Below are 20,231 nucleotides of genomic sequence, written 5' to 3' on the forward strand. Positions count from 1 at the left end.
ACAGCTGCCCTTCGCCGGCCAGGTTGCTCCGCCCAGCCTGGGATGTTGCCGCGGCGCGGCCGACGCATCCTAGGCGCCAAAGCCAGCATCGAGCTGATCCGACTATTAGCGCAACTCTCTTTCCTTCCTATGCGAGTACTCGCCGGATCGGCCACGGCCCCGCCCGGCAGGGCTTCATGCTGTCGTATGCCGTCCTCGTTTCGTCCTCGCTGCCGCTCAATTCTTTGGTAACCTCGTCATGGGCGGCTGCGTCTTCGAGGGGGCGATGGTGAGATTCGGCGTGCTGGGGCCGCTGGTCGCACTAGACGACGATCGGCAACTGGCGCTCGGAGGAGCGAAACAGCAGAAAGTTCTCGCCGCACTCCTGATGGCCCGCGGCCGGGTGGTTCCGCTCGAGCACCTTGTCGACGCGGTGTGGGAGGCCGAACCGCCCGCCAGCGCCGAAAAGCAAGTGCGCAATGCGGTTTCCAACCTGCGCCAGGTCCTCTCGCGACACGAACGCACCATCGAGTCGGCGACCGGCGGCTACGCACTAGCGGTCGGTCAACAACTGGACGCCGCCGCCTTCGAGTCGAAATTGAGCCGTGCCAGAAGTCTCGCCACAGCAGGCAACACCAACGACGCGGTCGCGGAATACCGTGCTGCATTGGGCTTCTGGCGCGGCCCGGCGCTTGCCGGACTCGACTGCCCCGCTCTCGCCCCTCAGGTGGCCGGGTTGGAAGAGCAGCGGTTAATCACGTACGAAGAGTGCGTGGAACTCACACTCAGCCTGGGCCGGCATCGTCAGCTTGTCGAGGAACTGCGACGGTGGGCTGAAGCAAACCCCCTTCGGGAACGGCTCACCGCGCAACTCATGGTGGCGTTGCATCGATCGGGTTCCAGTGCGCAGGCCGCGCTCGCATACGAACGCCTCGAAAACACTCTGCGCGGAGAGCTCGGAATCGAGCCGCGACGCGAGCTGCGGCAGCTGTATGAGCGCATCACCGGGAACTCCTCCGGCCCGCGTCCGAGCCGCTGGATCCCTCGCAACGACCTGCCGCGCGATGTCAGTTGCTTCACCGGACGACATCTCGAATTCGAACGGCTCGTGTCGCATTCGTCGGCGCTCCGGAGCAGCGCCAGCACGATCTTCGCCATTAACGGCATGGCTGGCGTCGGCAAGACGACGCTCGCCGTGCATGCGGCGCACCGGCTTGCCGGCATGTTTCCCGACGCGCAGCTATTCCTCGACCTGCATGCACATACACCCGGTCGCGCTCCGATGTCGCCGTCGTCCGCGCTTGAAAAGCTATTCGAGGCCATCGGTTTGGGCAACGAGCGAATCCCGGACGATCTCGAAGCCCGGGCGGCGCGCTGGCGGGCTCAGCTGGCACGCCGGCGTGTTCTGCTCGTACTCGACAACGCCGCCGCCACAGCGCAGATACGCCCGCTCCTGCCAGGCTCACCCCGCTGCTTGGTCCTGGTGACGAGCAGGCGACGGCTCACCGATCTGGACGCGGGCCTTGTACCGCTCGACGTCATGCCCGTCACCGATGCGTGGAACCTCTTTGCGAACATCGTGGGAACGGAGCGCGCGCTAGCCGAGCCCGAAGAGACGGAACAAGTGCTGCGGCTGTGCGGTTTTTTGCCGTTGGCTATCCAGATCGCCGGGGCACGCCTTCGCCACCGGAGGTCATGGTCGGTCTCGCATTTGGCTTCACGCCTGAGCGATGAGCATCAACGGCTCCAGGAGCTCGAAACTGACAATTTCAGCGTCGCAGCGGCCTTCTCCTTGTCGTATGAACACCTAGCCGCCGACGAGAAAGTCGCGTTCCGCAGGCTCGGCCTGGTTCCCGGAGCGGATATCGAGCCACGAACGGCAGGCGCTTTGCTCGGGTGCGCACCCGAAGACGCGGAGAACAAGCTCGAGAACTTGGTTGACGGGCATCTTGTGCAGCAGCATGCGCCCAGCCGGTACAGCTTACACGACTTGCTCAGGACGTACGCGGCTGAAATGGCGGCCAGAACCGACACCGAGACAGTCCGCCGTGCGGCCCTCACCAGGCTGTTCGATCATTGTCTTTCAACGGCCTCGGAAGCGATGGACGTGATCGCGCCGGCGGAACAGGCACACCGCCCCCGACGTGCCGACAGCACATCAGCGACTGCGAACTTTTCAAACTACGAGCACGCGCTCGGCTGGCTCAACGCCGAACGGGCGAACCTGGTCGCGATGTCTCGGCACGCCGTCTCGCACGACTGGTTGACGCACGCGTCGCACCTTTCGTCGACGCTATCGCGATACTTCCACATCAGCGGCAACCACAGCGATGCGCTGGTCCTGCATACGAATGCACTCGCCGCCGCCTCAGCCACCGGCAACGCCTCGTTTGAGGCCGACGCCCTCGCCAGCCGCGGTTACATCAACTGGCGGCTCGGGCGGTACCAGTTCGCGCTCGCCGACTGCCGATCCGCCGTGCGCATCGCGGCCGAACTGGGCAATCGCAATCTTGAGGGCCGTGCCCTGCACGCACTCGGTTTGGTCTACAGCCGGCTCGGTTCCGCCAACGAAGCGCTGGAGGTCCTGCGGCGCACTCTGGCCGCAGGCCGGGAGACCGGTGACAAGATCCTTGAGGGCTATGCATTACGCACTCTCGGCGAGGTCAATCTCCGTCTGGGCAAGCAGGAAGACGCGATCGTCAGCTACGAGAAGGCTCTGGCCGTCGCGCGCGCCTCGGACAACGGAACGGTCGAGTGCTGCGCGCTCCGTGCCCTCGGGGAAATATACACCCGCGCAAACCGGCTCGGAGAAGCCATGACGCACTCCATGCGTGCGCTGGACCTTGCTCGGCGGAGCCGCAACCGGAACGTCGAAAACCGTGCGCTTCGCACGCTCGGCGAGATCTACCGGAGGCTTGGTGAACGCGACGAGTCGTCCCGGCGATTCGAGGAAGCCCTTCGTGTCTCGAAGGAAACTTCGAACCCTTTCGAAGAAGCCTGCGCGCACGAGGGCGCCGCTCAGACCCGGTACGAGCAAGGCGACCCCCGCTCGGCCGCTGTCCACTGGCGACGGGCAATGGAGCTTTTCGACGACCTAGGCGTCCCAGAAGGCGACCGAGTGCGGGTTCGCCTGCGAATCTCGCCGTCCGCGCTCTGACGCGTCCAGGAGCATGATCTAGGCGAGGCAGCTATCCGGCGAAAGAGGTTGCACCGCCGTGATACGAGCAGCGACGGCAGATACGGAAAGATCAGGACCAATGTTCTCCACACATGTTTCCGCTTTGATTGACCGGACGGAAAACCTGAAACCTGATGAGCGCCGGTTCCGGCCCAGACAGCCGGCGGATCTCGCGAACCCAGCCGAACACAGTCGCTCAACGTCACGGTAATGGCCTCCTCCTCCTCCTCCTCCGCACCGAATCCGACCGCCGCTCGATCGAACGCCATCTCATGGCGACCTGCCCAACGAGAGCAGCGGATGCGCTGGGAAGTGCGGGTTTTCGTCGTCGCCCGGACCCTCCGGCCGACGTCAGATCGTGAATCCCAGGATCGTTACGAGGCGATTCAGCGAACTTCGCGCGATGCGGCCGGCGTCCCGTCTCACAGCCACGCCCCGCGCTCGCCCTGGTCGGTTCAAGGCTGCCCGGGCCGAGTCCGAGCTGTCAATGGTGATGTCCACAGATTGCCGCGACGGCTTACGGGAGGATCACCGTACCCGAGCCGGCGGCGCTTGGCCGACGGATGCCCCGACCTGGGAAACGGCAGACACAGCAAAGTCCTTGTCCCAATCATGGCAAAAATGCCAGCAAACAGCACTGGCATCGATGCCCTTGCTTGCCACCCTGCACTCCTCTTTGATGATGGCGGGGAGTTCACCCCACTGCGAAGAAGGAGACAAGAAAATGGATTCGCACGACGTGAACGTATCGGCGTCAATTTCGGACGAAGATATCGAGAACCTGGTCCAGCAGATCAAGTCGGAGGAAAGCAACGAGGCAGTGGACGGACTGTCCCTCGCCGAGATCTCCGGCTTCAGCGAGGAAGAGTTGCAGCGTTTCCTCGAAGAGAAGGCTGGGCTGACGGCCGCCAGCGGCGTGCAGCAGAGCATCGCCGGGTTCGCTGTCACCGTCGCCGTGCACTGCTGAGCCAGTCACACCCATGATTCCTTCCATCGAACCCGATGAGAAGCTGCGCGTCCGGACGCTGGGGTTCCACCTCCCGCGTCCGGGCTCGCGGGCTTCCGCCCGCTATCAGCACGAGTCCGGACCGACCAGGGAAGAAGTCGACCGGCAACTCGGCTCGGTGCCGGGACTGGCTCCCCTGCGCGATTTCTCGGTCTGTGTTTCGCGGAGGCGAGTCGTGCTCGCCGCACTGACCGACGGCAGGCACGTCCTGCTCAAATGGCCGGACGAAGGCTTCGATCAAGACACCGGACGCGAGCTGCGGATACTCGAGATGATGGCTGGCATGCCGCTGCCCGTGTTCACCCGCGACACGGTGCCCAGGGTACTTGCGGTCGATCCGGACAGCATGATTTCGGTCTACGACGCGGTCGAACCCTGCGCAAGCCTGCGCGAGCTGTCCGACCGCGGGGAGCTCGAGACTTCGCACGTGGTCGCGCTCGCCGGCGCGCTCGCCGGGCTGCACCGAGTCTCCGTCGCTGATCTGCTCGCGGCGGACCCCGGCCTGCTTATGCCCTTGCCCGCGGCGAAAACGACTCTGCTCACGGTGCGCGAGTACGCGTACGGCCTCGGCCTGCAGTACGACGAGTGGATCCGTGTGGTCCAGCGCCTGTCGGGACATTTGGCGGAGTTGCATCGAAAATGGGCCCCTCGCAGTCTTGTCCATTTCGACTTGCGCGACGACAACGTGCTGTTCGCGACGAACGGCTTGAGAATCATCGACTGGGAGTTCGCTTGCGTCGGCGACCCTGCTTACGACGTCGGATACCTGATCGCCCAGTTCGTCCTGCACGCCGTCCGGCACTGGCGTGAACAGGACTTTCTGCTGCCTCCTGCAGTCCTCGACAGAATCGACGTTTTCTTGACGTCCTACCTCCGGTTCTCCCGGTTCGACGAGAGCTCCGCGACCACCGCGGTGCAACACGCCGGTCTGGTGTTGCTGCAGCACGCCGGTGCCCAGCTGGAGCAATTCGGTTCGCTCGACCGCGTCGGCCACCTTGCGCTCGTCTTGGCCGAAGCGCTGGTCAGCAACCCGGGTTCCTTGCTCCGGAAGGCCGGCCGATCAGGATCGGAGAGGTCATGACGAGCCACGAGCAACTGCTCCGCCGCATCGCATCGGAAATCGAAGTACTCGACGAGCTGAAGTTCCGGCACCGCACGCTCGGCACTCTCACCCCGCCGCGCGATGTCCAAACCGACCTCGACCGCCCCTTGCTTGTGCTGCTGTGCCGGACGATCTACCTGGCTTACCACGTCGGAGATCTCGCCGCCGCACAGCTCTTCCTGAACGGCGGAAAGCCTACCGGCGCGCTCTACGACATCGAAGACTACGACTACACGGAACGCCTGCACACAGCGAACCGGGGCAAGGGGTTCTGGGATGGCGGGTGGGCTGTCGTCGACATCATCGGTTCGAACAGGGTCGTCTCGAAGAAGTCGATTTCGCTGATCGCCGCCCCGGACGAACTGCGCCCGCCTTCGCCGGCAGCCGGGACCCAGGTCTCCGTGTTGTTCCCGCCCGAAGCCCGTTACCAGGTCACCGGCTGGTACAGCGTCCGCGGCGACTGCGGCCGGCCGCTCGGCGACGACCTGGTCCGGATCTACTTCACCCTGGATCATCCAGATGCGGCTCCTTCACTGCTCAGCGCACTCGCCTCCGAGCTGAACCGGACGGACACCCCGTTCGGGCTCAAGACCGTGAACGACCCGGCAGGCCTGCTGCGCCGGGATTCATTCGTCGTCTACCTCGATCGCGAATCCTGGCTGATTCACCAGCATCTCTTCGCCAGGCTCGGCGAGGAGCACGGGGAGCTGCTGCGCGACGACCCGCCACGGTTCGCGCTCCGGATCGCGCACGGCATTTCCTTCGCGCACGAGCCCCGCCGGTACGCGCCCGCGATGAGCTTTGGAGAACACCGCAGCATGCTCGTCGCCGACGGTCTGCTCGACGCTTGGGAAGCTGGTTCAAGCACGTCTCGTGCCAAGGTCGCCTCGATCGAGGCGCGCTTCACCGCTGCCGGGCTCGACGCGCGCAGGCCGTACCTGAACCCAGAACAGCTCAGCGCGTGATCGCGGCAGGCGCACACCAGGTGCGACGGATCGCCGGCCCGTTCGTCATTCGCACGTGCCTGCACGACGAAGCCGGACACCACTGGGTTGAAAGACTCCGCCAGAGCCCCGAGGGCTACCTCGACGCGGACGGAGTCCGGACAGTCGCGGCGGCGCTCGGCGAGACGCACGGCTGCCTCATGCCCATCGTGGTTTCTCCGGATCTCGCGCTCTGGCCCGGCGTCGCGAACGCCGAGCTGCTGAGCGACCGCCTGCTCTCCGGCGGTCTAGCTCGGGATAACGGATATTGGCGGGAATCGCTGTACCACCTCGGTGCTCTCGCCGGCCGGATCCATTCGGCGCCGATCAGCGAAGACGCCCGGCGTACCCTGCCTGCCCGAGGGACCGGCCCCGCATGGCTCACAGCGCCCGTCGCGGCCGCAGGAGTCCGCGAAGCGAGGGCGCGACTTCCACAGCAGCTAGCCCCTTCCCTAGCCTCGGCAGCCGCTCAAACCGACGAGCCGGCAAGCACGACCCTCGTCCACGGCAGGTTCTCTGCAGGCGCCTGTACCGCGGACCGCCCGCCCTGTTTGCTCGGCTGGCGAGAAGCCGGGCTCGGCGATCCATTGCACGACCTGGCTTTTCTCATCGCTGACCTGATCGAGACCGGCTCAGCCACAGGGTGCCCGCCGACGGTCCTGCGCGAACACGTCGCCACCTTTGTGTCCGCCTATCCCCTCGACTTCGACGAGAACGGGTTGTGGTCCGCCGTCGCACGACGGATCCTCGATCACTACGCGCTCGGCATCTGGGCGACACGGGATTCCGCCGGAGTCGACGACCTGCTGCCAGCAGTCGAGGCATCGTGGCTCGCGGTCCAGGAGCGGGTCCGATGACTGTCCCGGACTTCTCCTCGACCAAACTGCTGATCGGAGTCTGCGGCTCTGTGTCCGCGCTGGGCACACCCCACATGCTGATGTGGCTCCGTACCACCTTCGGGCTGATTGACGTCCGGGTGATCCTCTCGGACATGGCTCAGCGATTCGTGACGAAGGCATCCATCCAAGCCGTAGCCGACTACGAGGTCATGACCGGCTGGAACGACCTGCCGGTCGGCACTAAGTCGCACGTCGGGGTGGCAACCGAGGCCGACGTCCTGGCAGTCGTCCCGGCGACAGCGCACCTGGTCGCCCAAGTGGCGCATGGCCTGTGCGGCAGTTTGCTGACCTCGACGGTGGCCGCCGCCACTTGCCCGACCTTGATCGTGCCCTCGATGAGCGCCGCTTCCTGGCACAAACCCGCCAACCAACGGAACATCGCGCAGCTGCGCGCGGACGGGCACGAGGTCACTGAGCCCCAGGTGGGGTTCTCGACCAGCGGATCGGTCGCCGAGTTCGGCTCGCTCGGAGACTTCCGCGCCCCGTTGATCCGTGCGCTCACCCGCGCTTGCCGCGATTCGCCGGGCAGCAAGAAAGGAAAAGATCATGGGAATCGCCTTTGACACGGTGCTCGCCAGGACACCCGAGCTCGTCGTCGAACTTGACAGCGCAAACGATGTGCGGATCCATCATCGTCAGGCGGTGTGGAAGTTCGGCCACCACGCACTCGGCCTGCTCGACGTGTTCCACAGCCCGGTCCCGGTAGCGGACGGCCTCCGTCGGCTCAGGCAGCGGTTGCCGGGCGAACGCGCGCTGTCCGAGGCTGTAGCCACCCTCGGCGAGCTGGTCGACGCGGAGATCCTGACCACCGCGCAACCTCCCGGATTCACTGAGCTGATGTTTCCGATGGGAGGCTACGGCCTGGCCTACGCCAACATCCGGATGCTGGACGACCCGATGCGCAAGAGCATGTTCCTGAAGGCCGTGCGGGCCGTGGTGAAGCCCGGCGACACAGTCCTCGATCTCGGGACCGGTTCCGGGATTCTCGCTGTCGCGGCGGCCGCGGCAGGCGCTGCCCGCGTCTACGCCGTCGAGCCGGCGCGGACCGCCGGCGTCGCCCGGCTGCTCGCCGAAAGCAACGGCGTCGCCGAGCAGATCACCTTCGTCCAAGATTGGTCGACCTCGCTGACATTGCCGGAGAAAGCGAACGTGCTGACGACCGACATCGTCGGAAACGACGCTCTGGACATGGTGATCTGGGAAACAATCCAGGACGCGCGGCGGAGGCTGCTCACCCCGGACGCCCGGCTCATCCCGGGCGCGCTGCGCGCCTACGCCTATCTGACGGAGATGCCTGCCGAGCGCGTCGCCGAGCATCGGATCGTGCCGGCGCACATCGACAGGTGGAACGCTCGGTACGGCATGGATTTCACGTCGTTCTTCGAAATCGACCGCGAGCGGGTAGCGGGCTTCTACGAGCCGCCGGCTCTTGTCCGACAGTGGACCCGGCTTTCCGAGCCGACCCGGCTGTACCAGGCGGACCTGCGGCAAGACGCCAGGACCTTCCGGGGCGAAGCGACGTTGACCGCGCAGACGCACGGTGTGGCAACGGGAGTGATCGTGTACTTCGAAGCCGACCTGGCTCCCGGCACGGTACTGAGCACCCACCCGGAGAACGGAGATTCGCAGAGCCACTGGTTCACCGCGGGCTGGGCCTTCCCTGAAGCGGTCAAGGTCGCCGAAGGCGACAAGGTCACAGTCGCCTACCACTACGAGGGCGACGGCCGCGCACAGGTCCAGCTCGTCAACTCGCGAACCGCACGGGAAGGCCAGCCATGAAAATCCGCGAAAGCGCACCGAAGTTCCTGGGACCGGGGGTGCACCGTGAGATCGCAGCCGAGGACACGCTGGCCAGGGTGGCACCGTATCTGCGCAGCGCCGGGATCACCAGGATCGGCAACATCACCTGGCTGGACCGTGTAGGGATCCCGGTCTACAACGCCATTGTCCCGCGGTCGCGAGACTTGATCTCGGTGTACAACGGCAAAGGAATACGGCCGGTCGACGCCAAGACCTCCGCGGTCATGGAGGCCATCGAACGGTTTTCCGCCTGGCTGCCGAGGACGCCCGCCGCGGTGGCGTCCTACTCGGACCTCGTCCGACGCGGCCGGCGGGTGATGCATCCGAGTGCCTACAACATGAAGCTGACGAAGCACTACCACGACGACCAGCCGATCTCCTGGCTCGAAGGCTTCGACTTGATCGGCGAAGAAGCCGTGCTCGTGCCCATGCACGGTGCCGCCTATATCGATCGCTACCACGAAGTCCCTTGCTATCAAATAGTCTCCACCAACGGGCTCGCATCCGGGAACACTCTCGAAGAGGCAGTGCTCCACGCACTGTGCGAGCTTGTCGAACGGGACGCGATGACCTTGGCGGAACTGGTCACCACCCACCTCACCGAACTGCTGCGCAGCGATCTGGTCACGATGAGCACGCCGCCTGCCGTCATCGAGGAACTGAAGTCCAGGCATGCGCACTTCGACATGACCGCCCTGCCGTCGAAAGCGCGTGATCTTGTCGCCCGTTTCGCCGCCGCCGACGTCGAGGTGCGAATGGCCGATATCACCTCCGACATCGGTATTCCCAGCGTGTGGTGCGCGACCGTCGACAGGTTCGGCATGGCCGAGGGACAGCAGGGACACGGCGGCTTCGGGACTCATCCCGACATCGAGGTCGCCATGGTCCGGGCACTCACCGAATGCGCGCAGAGCCGTTGCGTTGACATTCAGGCGATGCGCGAGGACATCAGCATGCCCGACGAGGAGGTGCCCGTGCATTTGCGCCATGTACAGCGGGTCAAAACCATCAACAAGGCCGCCTGGTGGTGGACGCCGACCGAGTTCCGGCGCAATGCCGCCGATCTGTCCAACTTCTCGTCAGACGACGTGGCAACGGATCTGCGATTCGTTCTCGGCCGGCTCAGGAGCAGCGGTCTCGAGCAGGCGATCGTCGTCGACCTCTCGCCTCCCGAGATTCCAGCCAAGGTGGCCAGGGTCATCGTGCCGGGCATGGAGTCCTGGGCGGTAGACCAGAGCAAACTCGGCCCGCGCGGCACCAAGGTGTGGAACGAGACCGTCCGGAAGCTCGCGGACCCGGCCGCCGTCGCCGGCGCGAACGGAGGAGCCTGACATGACAGCTGTGGTCTTTTGCGGTCCCAGCATTGCTCACACCGCGGCTTCGAAGGTCTTGGAAGCGGAGTACTTGCCGCCTGTGGGCAAAGGCGACATCGACCGGCTGCTCGACCGGCCGCAGCGTCCGACCATGATCGGCATCGTCGACGGGCGATTCTTGCATTCGCTGTCGATCTCCCCTAAAGAGATCCTGCGTGCCATGGATGCCGACATCGCCGTATACGGCTCGTCGAGCATGGGCGCGCTGCGAGGCGCTGAATGCGCGCCGTACGGGATGATCGGCGTCGGCAAAATCTTCGAGGAGTTCGTGTCCGGGCGTACCGACGAGGACGACGAAGTCGCGATCACCTACAGCGAAGACACCCTGCGGCCCCTGAGCGAACCGCTCGTCAACCTTCGGTTCGCCATCGCGGAGGCGTCGCGATCGGGCGTCGTCTCCGCCGAACTGGCAGATCGGTTCTTGCAGACAGGCAAGAAGATCTACTTCCCCGAACGTTCGGTCGCGGCGGTGCTGTATGCACTTCGTGATGAGGTCCCGCGATCTGAGTTGGATGTTCTGGCCGAGTTTCTACGCGACAAGGCACCCGACACCAAACGGGAGGACGCTGTGGCGCTGCTCGAACGCATGCGCGACGACCTGACGGTGGCCCGCGCATGACCGGCAGAATTGCCGAGGCCTTCAGACGCGACGGCTTTTACTTCCCGGTGCCGTTGATCACCGAGACAGAAGCCTCCGCTCTGGCAGCCGAAGTCCGCCGGTACGAAGCCATCACACGCAAAGCAGGCGGGCGGCTGGGGCGGCGGTGGAACTCCCCGAAGATCCATTTGCTGGCACCCTGGGCGGACAAGCTGGTCCGGGACGAAAGGATCCTCGCCGTCGTAGAAGACCTGATCGGCCCGGATCTCCTGGTCTGGTCGACCCATCTGTTCTGGCGTCGGGGCCGCAGCTCCGACGAACTCGCGTGGCACCAGGACGCGCTGCACTACGGCTGGGAGGGATTCCAGCACCGAACTGTGCGCATCTGGCTGGCACTGACCGAAACCACCCGGGTCAACGGCACCATGAGGTTCGCCCGCGGGCCGCACAACCAGACGCTGGTGCCGCACCGCCGAAGCAGCAGCGCGAAGGGAATTTTCCGCGGCCTTGAGGTGGACCTCGACATCGACCACGACACCGTCGTCGATGTCCTGCTGCGTCCGGGAGAAGGCTCGCTCCACCACGGTTCGGCCGTCCACTCGTCCGGTCCGAGCAGCACGGATGCCGACCGGATCTGTTTCGCGGTCGATTACATAACACCCGAGGTGAAGCCGAAACCAGGTCCCGACACCGCGATGCTCGTCCGAGGACGGGACACCACCGGCTTCTACCTCCTCGATGAACCTCCGTCGCAGGAATTCGCTCCCGAAGCGATCCGGCGCTTTAACTGGTCGGTCGAGGTCAGAGACCGGCGTTTCCTCGCGGTCATGGGCCGAGAAGCGTGAGCGGCCGTGCCGCGGTCCTGCCTCGCGCCTGGTTCCCCCCGGTACTGGAGCACAGCGACCATCCGACCTGCACTGCCGCGGTGGTGACCGCCATGGCCGGCTACCACCTGCGTCGGCGGACCGGTCTTGCCTGGACACCGTCGGTGCTGTTCAACTACTTCACGTCGCGGGCGGTGGGAAAGCACGGCCTGCTGCGCGGGTCGCGACTGGACTGGGCGTTCGCCGCCTGGCACCGCTTCGGCCTGCCCTCGGAAGAGGACTGGCCGTTCGACCGGTCCCGGATCGACCAGATCCCGTCAAAAGCGAGTTTCCTTCGAGCCAAGGCTTTTCGCGGTATCGGCTATCGCCGGCTCGACGACCACGACTCCAAGCGAGGAGATCTGCTCGGCGAAATCCGCGGTGTCGTCTCCCAGGGCGCACCAGTGAGCTTGGAATTCCCGCTGAACCCGGCACAACAGTCCTCATGGGAATCGTCGCTCCTGCCGATGCTGCCGCGCGGTGCCGAGCGCTTCGCCCGGCACGTGGTCCTCGTCGTCGGCTACGAAGACGACACACCAGCCGGGGTCGATCCAGATACTGGAGAAGAACTCACGGGTGCGCTCATCGTGCGCAACAGCTGGGGCACAGATTGGGGAGACGGCGGTTACGGACGGCTGCCCTACCAGTACTGCCGCAAAGGTCTGACCCGGCACCACTGGACCGTTGAATTAAGCCCAGTCCGGGCGGAAAGGAAAGAGCGATGAGCGGCGAACAACCAATTGTCGCCGTCACCGGTGCCAGCTCTGGCGTCGGCGCGCGCACAGCCGTGAAGATCGCCGAGCGCGGCGCCACGGTCGTGCTGGTCGGACGCGACGAGGCACGCCTTGCGTACGTGGCAGAGGAGATAGCACGAACAGGTCAAACGCGCCCGGACACTTTCCCGGCCGATTTTTCGGTGCTGGCTGAAGTGCGCGCCCTGGCCTCGCGACTGGCCAGAAGCTACAGCCGCTTGGACGTCCTGATCAACAACGCCGGCATCCATACCTCGACCAGGCAAGTCACCACGGATGGCAACGAGCTGACCAACCAGGTCAACCACCTCGCGCCGTTCTTGCTGACGAGGCTGCTCCGCGATATGCTGGCAGCGCGACCTGCGGGCCGAGTCGTCATGACGGGTTCTTTGCTCGCCGAGGGCGTACGTCCCGACGACTTGAATCGCGACCGGCTGCGGTGGAGCGGATGGGGAGCATACAAGGCCTCCAAACAGGCGAACGCGCTCTTTGCGGTTGAATTCTCGAAGCGAGCAGGAACGGGTGGCCCCATTGCCACCTGTTGTCACCCCGGCATGCTTAAAACTTCATTTGGCAATGAATCGACATTCTATCGTCGATTCCGGGCTCTCGTGCCACGCGCGTTCAAACCACCCGAGCACGGCGCTCAGTCCTTGACCAAACTGGCGCTGGAAGATGCTGGGATCGCTCACCCCGGCGCATTCTTCGTCGAAGGCGAGCTGCGCCGAGTCTCCCGTCGGCTGAGCGATCCCGAACTGGCCGCCACGCTTTGGGAGCGCACCGAGGAACTACTGGCCGAAAGTGCGAAGCGGTAGATCATGATAGTATTTTTTTATGGGCGAAAGGGACACGGTAACCGGAAGATCGAGCGATCCGAAGGGGACGGGCACGTCGGCGACGACCGCGCCGGAAAGTCCAGGTCCCGCTCCGAGGGCGTTTCAGAGGGCCGCGAAATACTTGCGCTGGGTCTTGCCTGCCGTCCTGCTCGTGGAGATAGCGCTGTTCTCCACCGGAGTGATCAGTCTCAGCAACGGGGTGCTGGCCGCGGCCGTGATCGAAGGTTCCGCCTTGGTGGTCGTGCTGTTCGAACTGCTCGCGTTGCGCACCGCCGTCAAGCGGGCGCGTGCCGAGGGGCTCAGCTTCTTCGAAGCTGTTTCAGCCTCGCTGAACAAGGTCATGCCGGACCGGGCCGCCGCGATCGTCAAGCACGACCTGAAGATGATGCGTGCCCTGTGGCTGGCTGCCGCTCGGCGACGCGACGTGCCGGCCGACGGCGACGCCATCGGCTACAGCGCGCAGATGCGGCCGCTGTTCTGGGTGTTCTTCGTGATCAATCCGCTGGAGATAGCCCTCGTCGAACTCATCGTGCCGTGGCCGGTCGTGCGCATCGTACTGCTGATCCTCGGCATCGCCGGTACGATCTGGTTCCTGGCGATGATCTCGTCGCTGTACAAGTATCCGCACACGGTCGATCCGGAAACACTGCGCCTGCGCTACATCTCGTTCCTCGACTTCCGCATACCCATGGCGAAGATCGAGTCGGCGGGCTTGCGCACCCAGTCCCGCGAACTCAAGAAGGTCAACGACGTGGTCGGCGGAGTACTGGTCATGGAGATCACCAAATCGACCAATGTGACGGTGGCCTTGCGCGAACCGCACCAGGCCGATTTCGGCCTGAGCCGTGGGGTCAAAGAGTTCGACCGCATCGACTTCTGGGCCGACGATCCGCGTACGGCCGTCGAGCTGATCAAAAAGCATCTGGAAGGTTGAACCGCAGGGGAATGCCTCGCCAAAGAGGAGGCTGCCTAATGTTTTCGTCAAGCAGCTATGACTCGTGCGCGGTCCGGCCGGCAGAAGGCTTTGCCGGCCGGGTCCGTGCGGATGGCGCAGAGCCCGGATTGGCTGGAGACGACCTTGAGGGTCTTGCCGCGGGCGGCGGCACGGCGCAGGCGACGCGTTTTGCCGGACGGCTGCAGCACGGGGGCGGGTCCGACGGCCGAGGCGAGCTGGTCGGCCCTGGTGAAACGGCTCAGATCTCCTGTGGCCGCGATGAATTCCGCAGTGGGAGTGGCCCGCGTTCCGGGCAGGCTGCGGATGAGGGCCGCGTCAGGGCAGCGGTCGAAGTCCTCGGCGATCTCGCGGTCCAGCTCGGATCCGGCTGTCCGGTCTCAGCCGGGCGCGACCGTCCGCTGAGATCGGGCAGCGGTGGTCGCCTTGTCCGCCAACGCTTCGGCGTAGCCGCGGCGGACCCCGGCATAGAGCAGGTATTCGGTCAGGCTACGCTGACCGGCCCGGCGGATCTTGGCCGACGTGACGCAGCTGGACGGCAGCCGCGGGTCAATGAGAACGGTGACGTCCACGGCGCGTTCCAGACCCGTAAAGAAGCCAGCGAGGGTCCCGCACAGCCGCGCGGGACGGCGGGTCTGATCGACCAGGATTTCCTGGCGACTGAAGACCAGCACGCACAGGTCCAGCGCGGTCTCGTCGCTGGTGGTGATCTCATTCCAGTCGCCGCGCAGCCGCAATTGGTCGGCGATGGTCTTAGCGTCGTGCGGGTCGGACTTGGCCTCGCCGCCCTTGGCAGCGCGGCGGACTCGGGTGACGACCAGGCCGGGCACGTGAGCCAGGCGGATCCCGGCGTCGAGAAGCATCACGGTCAGCAGGCTGACCACGCCGCCGATCAGCTCGAGCTCGACGGTAGGCTCGCCGTGATCGACCTCGGCTCGGTGCAGCCAGGAGATCTGTTGCCGGGATCATCGTCAATGCGTTGGGCGGCAACAATGTTCCCGGTTCCGTCGATGACGATCGCAACCCGGTGAAACTCCTTGGCGATGTCGATTCCCGCCGTTGCCGTCATCGGCCCTCCGGTCGATCCGTCAATGCGATGCGTCCCTGTTCCGTCCTCAACGCCCTGCACAGCGATCGTTTGAGTGCTCTTCAGCGACCAGAACAAGGGTGCGAGACAGACGGCCGAGCCTCCTGAGCGATCAAGGACAGCCAACATGAAAGCCATACCCGCGCCGCCTGCACGCCGCGATCATCCCGGACGACCAGAGGCACGCCTGAAAGGCGGGACCGCATGACAGGCCTGCCAGCTCAGCGCCCGGTCGACGAGTTCCTCGCCGCAGGCCCGCTGTACCAGGACATCCATCCATTGCTCGCCAGGGCCCGCGAAACCGGCCCGATCGCTGAAGTAGTCGCGGCGGACCCTGAGACCGGCGCGCCCGTCCACCAGTACTACGTCTTCAGCTACGACCTGGTACGCGAAGTGCTGAGCAATACCGGGCACTTCTCGAACCTCGCGTACGCGCCCCAGTTGCGCCTGCTGGCTGGCCGAAGCATGTTGGAGCTTGATCCGCCCGAACACCAGCACTACCGGTCGACGATAGCTCCGTTGTTCCGCAAGACTTTGATCGCACGGCGGCACGTGAACAAGATCCACCAGATTTTGGACGATCTCTTCGCACGATTCCGTGCCCGGGGGCGAGCCGAGCTGATCGCCGACCTCACTTTGCCGTTCCCGGTCCGGGTGATCGCCGCGGTGATCGGTGTTCCCCAGAGCGATTTCGCGTTCTTCAGCGGTCGCGCCCTCCGGATGATCGACGCCGCGTTGCAGTGGCCGGAAGTCTCGGCAGCCAAAGACGACATGACGGACTACTTCACCCGGATGATCGCCGCGCGCCGTACCGCTCCGGCCGACGATCTTGTCAGCGAGCTCGTTGTCCTCGAACGGGATGGCCGCTGCCTCACCGACGAAGAGATACTGTCCTTTTTGCTGTTGCTCATCCCCGCCGGCATCGAAACTACCCATCGAGCCTCGAGCACCCTGATCCTCGCGCTGCTCCGTCATCCCGCCCAGCACGCGCGGGTACGCGCGGATCGTTCGCTCCTCCCGGCCGCCTTCGAAGAGGCAATCCGCTGGGAACCCGCCGTCGCCGGCGGGATGAGGCTCGCCAAGACGAACGTCAGGCTCGGCGGCGTCCGGATTCGCGCGGGCTCCTTCGTGTACGCCTCCCTCGTCGCGGCGAACCGGGACCCCGCCCGCTACCCCGACCCCGATTCCTTCGACATCACCCGCGGCGGTCCGCCACATGTGACCTTCGGCCACGGCCCGCACAGCTGCATCGGGATGCATCTCGCCCGCGTCGAAGTCGAGGCGGTGATGAACCGGCTGTTCGACGAGCTGCCCCTGCTGCACCTGGATCCCGATGCTCCGTCCCCCTATATGCACGGCAAGATCTATCGCGTTCCCAGCGCTCTTCCCGTCGTGTTCGCGCGGCGGTGACCAGTTCGGTCCGCTTCGGCCGCATGGCACATCGCCCGAAGGAAACCGAAAGGCGTCCGCTCGCGCCGAGGAAGAAGCACAACCAGGCCTCCACGCCCGGCATTCGTCCAGGCCGGCCTGGACGAATTGGCCGTCGGCCGGCCACGGTGCCGGATGACGTGCGACGGCCGGCATCTCTTCGCTCCGCTGGACGAATGCAGCGCACGCAGTTCCCTCCACCCCCGCTGTCGCCGTGCAGACGGCCGCCTACCCCCGTGAGTGGAGCGCGAGCCTCAAAACGGCCGCCACGCTCGCGGCGGAGACAATCTGACGTGCCGCGACGAGTTCGACCGCGTGAGCGACGGGAATCCAGGCGATCTCGTCTGCTTCGACCTGATCAGCAGGCGGCCCGGCGTAAGCAGCCCCCTCGGCGCGAAAGACGTACTGCGCCGCGTCTGCGATATTGGCAAGAGGCTCCAGGTAACACAGTTCGGTGAGAACGTCAGGCCGCCATCCGGTCTCTTCCTCAGTCTCCCTAGCGGCCGCCTGTGCAGGGGTTTCACCCGGCTCCACCATCCCGCCCGGCAGTTCCCACCCCCAAGTCCTGGTGGTAAACCGGTGCCGCCAGAGCATGAGCACGCGGCTGTCGTCGACGACGGCCGCCGCGGCCGACGAAGGCAGCCGAAGGACGTGGTGCTCGCAACGATCTCCCGTCGGCAGTTCCACGTCAGCCAGCGACAGGCTCACCCACCTGCTGTCGTAGACCGGACGCTCGCCGTGCACGGCCCATTCGGCGCCTGAATTCACGATCTGCCCTCCGCTTTGGGACGAGCGGCAAAGCCGGGCAGCAGTTCGAGTCGGCGCGCCTCGCCGAGTGTCGGAGCCTCGATGTCCTGGGCGGACAGGATCGGAGCCTCTCCCATCGGCAAGCCCAGCGCCGGATCTCGCGAGGACGCGGCTAGTTCGCGCTCGGGCGAGCAGGTCTCGGTCAGCAGAGAGGACATCACCGACTCGTCCTCGAGAGCGACGAACGCGCGGCCCACGCCTGTCAGCGGACAGGTTGCCCGGAGCGGGACCGGGTCCAGCCGCACCGGACCCCGGCGACCGAATGTCGGCAACCCCGGCCGCGGGTCCACCACGAGATCCAGCACTCGCCCCCGCGCGCAGCAGCCGTACCTCGCCGCCGTCGACGTGTTCCCCGCGTACGGTGCCACGGACAGACCGTGCCGACAGAAGAGCACGCGGTGTGCTCCTTTGACCGCGAGTTCGCGCGCTCTCATAGTTCTACCGCTCGTGTCGTGAGCGCGGACAAGAGGGTCCTCGCCTGCACATTGACATACCGGCTGTGCCTGAGCAAAGTGTTCAACTGCCCGAGGGTGAACCAGCGGAAACCAGGCGGCGGCTCGTCTGGCACCGACGAGCCCGCATCGACGATCAAGTATCGCACCTGAGCATTGAGAAAGCGGCCTCCCTCTTCCGCATGGACCACTTCGTAGCGGATCTGCGCCGGATCAGCTCTCAGGACGCTGTCGAGGAACGCTGGTCCACCATGGCTCTGCGGGTGACTGCCCCGCCGAGGCGTGAATTGGATGGTCGGCCCCAGTTCGATCGCGTCGAGGAACCCCGCTTCGACCCGGATTTGCACAAGCAAGTGCGGCACGCCGCCGAAGCGCCGCGAGAGGAAGGCACACAGCGCCTGTTCGCGGGGTTCGAAGAGGGGCTGTGTCCACGCGTCCACTTCACGGCTGCTGGCCTGCGCCCGCACCGCCACCACCCGGAAGTACAGCCCGTCCTCGTGTTCGATCGACGACGGGCTTCGCGACCAGCCCCGCACCGAGGCCAGCGGCATCTGCTGAACCCGCACGAGGCGACGGGACCGCTCGGCGGCGTGCCAGGACAAAAGCTCCCGGTCGGTGTGAAGAGCACCCGCTCCGTCGTCCGGGACGGGAACACACGACAGGACCGTCCGGGAGTCCATGTTGACGAGGTTGTCCATCCGCAGCAGCTCACCGAGCTGACCCAGCGTAAGCCAGCAAAAGTCTTCGTGAGTTTCGACGTCCTCGGCCGTCTCGACGATCATGTTCCTGTTGAACTTCCGGTAGAACCACGCTCCGTGCTCCGATTGCAGCACGTCGACCAATGTCTCGACGGGCCTTCCTCCGGTGAAGTGATCCAGGTACCGGACGCTATCCCCCTCGTGAGCCCTCGTGTAGTTGCTGTAGGTGGCTTGTACCGTGGGCGACAGCTGGAGCAGGTTCGGGTTTCCCGGCTCCATCTTGGCCTGCATCAGAAAGTGCAGGACACCGTCGAACTCCTTGACCAGCAGACCGAGGATGCCGACCTCCGGCTGGTTGATGATCGGCTGCTGCCATTGGAGAATCGGTCCTTCGCCGATGCGGACGTCCAACCCCTCGACCCGGAAGAACCGGCCGCTTCGGTGGCCGAGGTTGCCCGTCTCGCAGTCGAAAGACCAGTGGTCAAGTTCCGCGAACGGAATCCGGGTCACGTGGAAATTCCCGGTCTTCCGTCGTGCCGTGAGCCAGTCGGCTATGTCTGAGGTGGGCATCCCGTGCCCCCGCGCGGTCACGAGCGCAGACCGGCGGAGCCGCCTGGGGAAGTCGATGTCGTCCCGCGGGCCGAGCACCAATCCCGAGGACACGCTCACTCCCCCCATTTCATGTAGATGACCGGAGGTTCGCGTCCTGGCAGCTGGTGCAACGCGGCCTGGCCAGAACCGATGAACTCGCGGAACGCCAGGGTCTCGCCAGGCCATTTCGGATGAGCGAGCTCATCGAACGCGATGATGCTGCCTTTCACAAGGTGGGGCTTGACGACCTCGAGCAGTTCACGGGTCGGGTCGTAGAGATCCAGGTCGAAGTAAGCAAGCGCGATGACCGTCTCGGGATTCTCGGAGAGGTAGCGCGGCACCGTCTCTCGCACGTCTCCTTGGATCACGGAGCTGCGCTGGACATGGCCGAGCGGTTCGCAGGCTTCGTGGGCAGCCAGAACTTCGCGCAAATGGCTTACTTCGTGCGCAGGCACTGCGAAGCGGCCGGGCACGGCACTGGGACTGACCCGATCGACCTCAGCCACATCGGGGAAACCGGTAAAGGTATCGAAACCGATAATGCGGCGAAGTGAATTGTACGGTTCGTAGATGCTGCGCAGTGCGGTGAAGGCCGCCAGATGCCGCCCGTGCAGCACCCCGAACTCCATGATCACCCCAGGCACCTCCGGCAGCATGCGGTACAGCGCATCCATCGAGAGAAGGTCCGCGAGCTGATGACGGCGCAGATAGACCGGCAGGTTGTCGATCAGGTATTCCGGCGGGATGGGAGTCTCCACGAGCAACTTCGTCAACCGTTCTCGTGCCTCGGCATCCCGATCCGATTCGTGCGGCACAGTCCTGGAGTCTTTGAAGGCGGTCATGCAGA

At 65.2% G+C, this 20,231-nt stretch carries 21 protein-coding genes; 14 read left to right on the forward strand and 7 right to left on the reverse strand.

What is annotated here, in order from left to right:
- Window positions 1–238: 238 nt before the first annotated feature.
- The 13 genes from ACFXI3_RS03205 to ACFXI3_RS03265 all read left to right on the forward strand — a co-directional run bounded on the left by ACFXI3_RS03205 (window position 239) and on the right by ACFXI3_RS03265 (window position 14,303).
- Window positions 239–3,136, forward strand: coding sequence for a BTAD domain-containing putative transcriptional regulator (locus ACFXI3_RS03205; protein WP_378397719.1), 2,898 nt, complete (start codon window positions 239–241; stop codon window positions 3,134–3,136).
- Window positions 3,137–3,881: 745 nt separating this feature from the next.
- On the forward strand, window positions 3,882–4,124 hold the full coding sequence (tvaA, locus tag ACFXI3_RS03210; protein WP_378397720.1) for a thioviridamide family RiPP peptide: 243 nt from the start codon (window positions 3,882–3,884) through the stop codon (window positions 4,122–4,124).
- Window positions 4,125–4,137: 13 nt separating this feature from the next.
- Window positions 4,138–5,244, forward strand: coding sequence for a phosphotransferase family protein (locus tag ACFXI3_RS03215; protein ID WP_378397722.1), 1,107 nt, complete (start codon window positions 4,138–4,140; stop codon window positions 5,242–5,244).
- Window positions 5,241–6,230: a T3SS effector HopA1 family protein gene (locus ACFXI3_RS03220; protein WP_378397723.1), complete on the forward strand. Its 990-nt coding sequence runs from the start codon at window positions 5,241–5,243 to the stop codon at window positions 6,228–6,230. Before ACFXI3_RS03215 ends, ACFXI3_RS03220 begins: the two co-directional genes overlap by 4 nt.
- Window positions 6,231–6,250: 20 nt before the next feature.
- Window positions 6,251–7,105 (forward strand): phosphotransferase, encoded by an 855-nt coding sequence (locus tag ACFXI3_RS03225; protein WP_378397724.1) that lies wholly within the window; start codon window positions 6,251–6,253, stop codon window positions 7,103–7,105.
- Complete coding sequence (locus tag ACFXI3_RS03230) at window positions 7,102–7,710, forward strand: flavoprotein (protein ID WP_378397725.1); 609 nt, start codon at window positions 7,102–7,104, stop codon at window positions 7,708–7,710. The genes ACFXI3_RS03225 and ACFXI3_RS03230 overlap by 4 nt, the downstream gene beginning before the upstream one ends.
- A complete protein-coding gene (locus ACFXI3_RS03235) occupies window positions 7,694–8,926 on the forward strand; it encodes a 50S ribosomal protein L11 methyltransferase (protein WP_378397726.1) in 1,233 nt (410 codons plus the stop codon). Before ACFXI3_RS03230 ends, ACFXI3_RS03235 begins: the two co-directional genes overlap by 17 nt.
- A complete protein-coding gene (locus ACFXI3_RS03240) occupies window positions 8,923–10,278 on the forward strand; it encodes a YcaO-like family protein (RefSeq protein WP_378397727.1) in 1,356 nt (451 codons plus the stop codon). Before ACFXI3_RS03235 ends, ACFXI3_RS03240 begins: the two co-directional genes overlap by 4 nt.
- A 1-nt stretch (window position 10,279) precedes the next feature.
- The gene (locus tag ACFXI3_RS03245; RefSeq protein WP_378397729.1) at window positions 10,280–10,939 is read left to right on the forward strand and encodes a TfuA-like protein; all 660 of its coding nucleotides are present in this window, start codon (window positions 10,280–10,282) and stop codon (window positions 10,937–10,939) included.
- Window positions 10,936–11,763 (forward strand): phytanoyl-CoA dioxygenase family protein, encoded by an 828-nt coding sequence (locus ACFXI3_RS03250; protein ID WP_378397730.1) that lies wholly within the window; start codon window positions 10,936–10,938, stop codon window positions 11,761–11,763. Before ACFXI3_RS03245 ends, ACFXI3_RS03250 begins: the two co-directional genes overlap by 4 nt.
- Window positions 11,760–12,506, forward strand: a complete 747-nt coding sequence (locus tag ACFXI3_RS03255) for a C1 family peptidase (protein WP_378397732.1) — start codon at window positions 11,760–11,762, stop codon at window positions 12,504–12,506. The genes ACFXI3_RS03250 and ACFXI3_RS03255 overlap by 4 nt, the downstream gene beginning before the upstream one ends.
- Window positions 12,503–13,348: an SDR family NAD(P)-dependent oxidoreductase gene (locus ACFXI3_RS03260; protein WP_378397733.1), complete on the forward strand. Its 846-nt coding sequence runs from the start codon at window positions 12,503–12,505 to the stop codon at window positions 13,346–13,348. Before ACFXI3_RS03255 ends, ACFXI3_RS03260 begins: the two co-directional genes overlap by 4 nt.
- A 172-nt stretch (window positions 13,349–13,520) precedes the next feature.
- Window positions 13,521–14,303 (forward strand): hypothetical protein, encoded by a 783-nt coding sequence (locus ACFXI3_RS03265; RefSeq protein WP_378397734.1) that lies wholly within the window; start codon window positions 13,521–13,523, stop codon window positions 14,301–14,303.
- 47 nt (window positions 14,304–14,350) lie between these two features.
- Here the strand turns inward: ACFXI3_RS03265 and ACFXI3_RS03270 are convergent, their stop codons facing one another.
- From ACFXI3_RS03270 to ACFXI3_RS03280, 3 genes are read right to left on the reverse strand one after another with little or no spacing between them, the layout of a single operon-like run.
- Window positions 14,351–14,680 carry a transposase gene (locus tag ACFXI3_RS03270; RefSeq protein ID WP_378397819.1) on the reverse strand — a complete coding sequence of 110 codons (330 nt, stop codon included), beginning with the start codon at window positions 14,678–14,680 and terminating at the stop codon, window positions 14,351–14,353.
- A 21-nt stretch (window positions 14,681–14,701) separates the two neighbouring features.
- Window positions 14,702–15,205: a transposase gene (locus ACFXI3_RS03275; RefSeq protein ID WP_378397735.1), complete on the reverse strand. Its 504-nt coding sequence runs from the start codon at window positions 15,203–15,205 to the stop codon at window positions 14,702–14,704.
- An 8-nt stretch (window positions 15,206–15,213) separates the two neighbouring features.
- Window positions 15,214–15,546, reverse strand: a complete 333-nt coding sequence (locus ACFXI3_RS03280) for a hypothetical protein (RefSeq protein WP_378397736.1) — start codon at window positions 15,544–15,546, stop codon at window positions 15,214–15,216.
- Window positions 15,547–15,612: 66 nt separating this feature from the next.
- On the opposite strand from ACFXI3_RS03280, the gene ACFXI3_RS03285 reads away from it, so the two are divergent.
- Window positions 15,613–16,818, forward strand: a complete 1,206-nt coding sequence (locus ACFXI3_RS03285) for a cytochrome P450 (RefSeq protein ID WP_378397737.1) — start codon at window positions 15,613–15,615, stop codon at window positions 16,816–16,818.
- 246 nt (window positions 16,819–17,064) lie between these two features.
- Here ACFXI3_RS03285 and ACFXI3_RS03290 read toward each other — a convergent pair whose 3' ends face one another.
- From ACFXI3_RS03290 to ACFXI3_RS03305, 4 genes are all read right to left on the reverse strand, one after another.
- The gene (locus ACFXI3_RS03290) at window positions 17,065–17,604 is read right to left on the reverse strand and encodes an NUDIX hydrolase (protein WP_378397738.1); all 540 of its coding nucleotides are present in this window, start codon (window positions 17,602–17,604) and stop codon (window positions 17,065–17,067) included.
- A complete protein-coding gene (locus ACFXI3_RS03295) occupies window positions 17,601–18,011 on the reverse strand; it encodes a dTDP-4-dehydrorhamnose 3,5-epimerase family protein (protein WP_378397739.1) in 411 nt (136 codons plus the stop codon). The genes ACFXI3_RS03290 and ACFXI3_RS03295 overlap by 4 nt, the downstream gene beginning before the upstream one ends.
- Before the next feature lie 62 nt (window positions 18,012–18,073).
- On the reverse strand, window positions 18,074–19,471 hold the full coding sequence (locus ACFXI3_RS03300; protein ID WP_378397820.1) for an NDP-hexose 2,3-dehydratase family protein: 1,398 nt from the start codon (window positions 19,469–19,471) through the stop codon (window positions 18,074–18,076).
- Window positions 19,459–20,226 carry a class I SAM-dependent methyltransferase gene (locus ACFXI3_RS03305; protein WP_378397740.1) on the reverse strand — a complete coding sequence of 256 codons (768 nt, stop codon included), beginning with the start codon at window positions 20,224–20,226 and terminating at the stop codon, window positions 19,459–19,461. Before ACFXI3_RS03305 ends, ACFXI3_RS03300 begins: the two co-directional genes overlap by 13 nt.
- Window positions 20,227–20,231: the final 5 nt, after the last annotated feature.

The sequence above is a fragment of the Amycolatopsis sp. NPDC059235 genome, from assembly GCF_042754125.1.
GTDB classification, from domain to species: domain Bacteria; phylum Actinomycetota; class Actinomycetes; order Mycobacteriales; family Pseudonocardiaceae; genus Amycolatopsis; species Amycolatopsis albidoflava.

Excerpts from the sequence above, each read along its gene's own strand:
- ACFXI3_RS03205 (WP_378397719.1), top strand. The coding sequence starts at position 239 with ATGGGCGGCTGCGTCTTCGAGGGGGCGATGGTGAGATTCGGCGTGCTG.
- tvaA (WP_378397720.1), top strand. The coding sequence starts at position 3,882 with ATGGATTCGCACGACGTGAACGTATCGGCGTCAATTTCGGACGAAGAT.
- ACFXI3_RS03215 (WP_378397722.1), top strand. The coding sequence starts at position 4,138 with ATGATTCCTTCCATCGAACCCGATGAGAAGCTGCGCGTCCGGACGCTG.
- ACFXI3_RS03220 (WP_378397723.1), top strand. The coding sequence starts at position 5,241 with ATGACGAGCCACGAGCAACTGCTCCGCCGCATCGCATCGGAAATCGAA.
- ACFXI3_RS03230 (WP_378397725.1), top strand. The coding sequence starts at position 7,102 with ATGACTGTCCCGGACTTCTCCTCGACCAAACTGCTGATCGGAGTCTGC.
- ACFXI3_RS03235 (WP_378397726.1), top strand. The coding sequence starts at position 7,694 with ATGGGAATCGCCTTTGACACGGTGCTCGCCAGGACACCCGAGCTCGTC.
- ACFXI3_RS03240 (WP_378397727.1), top strand. The coding sequence starts at position 8,923 with ATGAAAATCCGCGAAAGCGCACCGAAGTTCCTGGGACCGGGGGTGCAC.
- ACFXI3_RS03245 (WP_378397729.1), top strand. The coding sequence starts at position 10,280 with ATGACAGCTGTGGTCTTTTGCGGTCCCAGCATTGCTCACACCGCGGCT.
- ACFXI3_RS03250 (WP_378397730.1), top strand. The coding sequence starts at position 10,936 with ATGACCGGCAGAATTGCCGAGGCCTTCAGACGCGACGGCTTTTACTTC.
- ACFXI3_RS03260 (WP_378397733.1), top strand. The coding sequence starts at position 12,503 with ATGAGCGGCGAACAACCAATTGTCGCCGTCACCGGTGCCAGCTCTGGC.
- ACFXI3_RS03280 (WP_378397736.1), bottom strand. The coding sequence starts at position 15,546 with ATGGCTTTCATGTTGGCTGTCCTTGATCGCTCAGGAGGCTCGGCCGTC.
- ACFXI3_RS03285 (WP_378397737.1), top strand. The coding sequence starts at position 15,613 with ATGACAGGCCTGCCAGCTCAGCGCCCGGTCGACGAGTTCCTCGCCGCA.
- ACFXI3_RS03300 (WP_378397820.1), bottom strand. The coding sequence starts at position 19,471 with ATGGGGGGAGTGAGCGTGTCCTCGGGATTGGTGCTCGGCCCGCGGGAC.
- ACFXI3_RS03305 (WP_378397740.1), bottom strand. The coding sequence starts at position 20,226 with ATGACCGCCTTCAAAGACTCCAGGACTGTGCCGCACGAATCGGATCGG.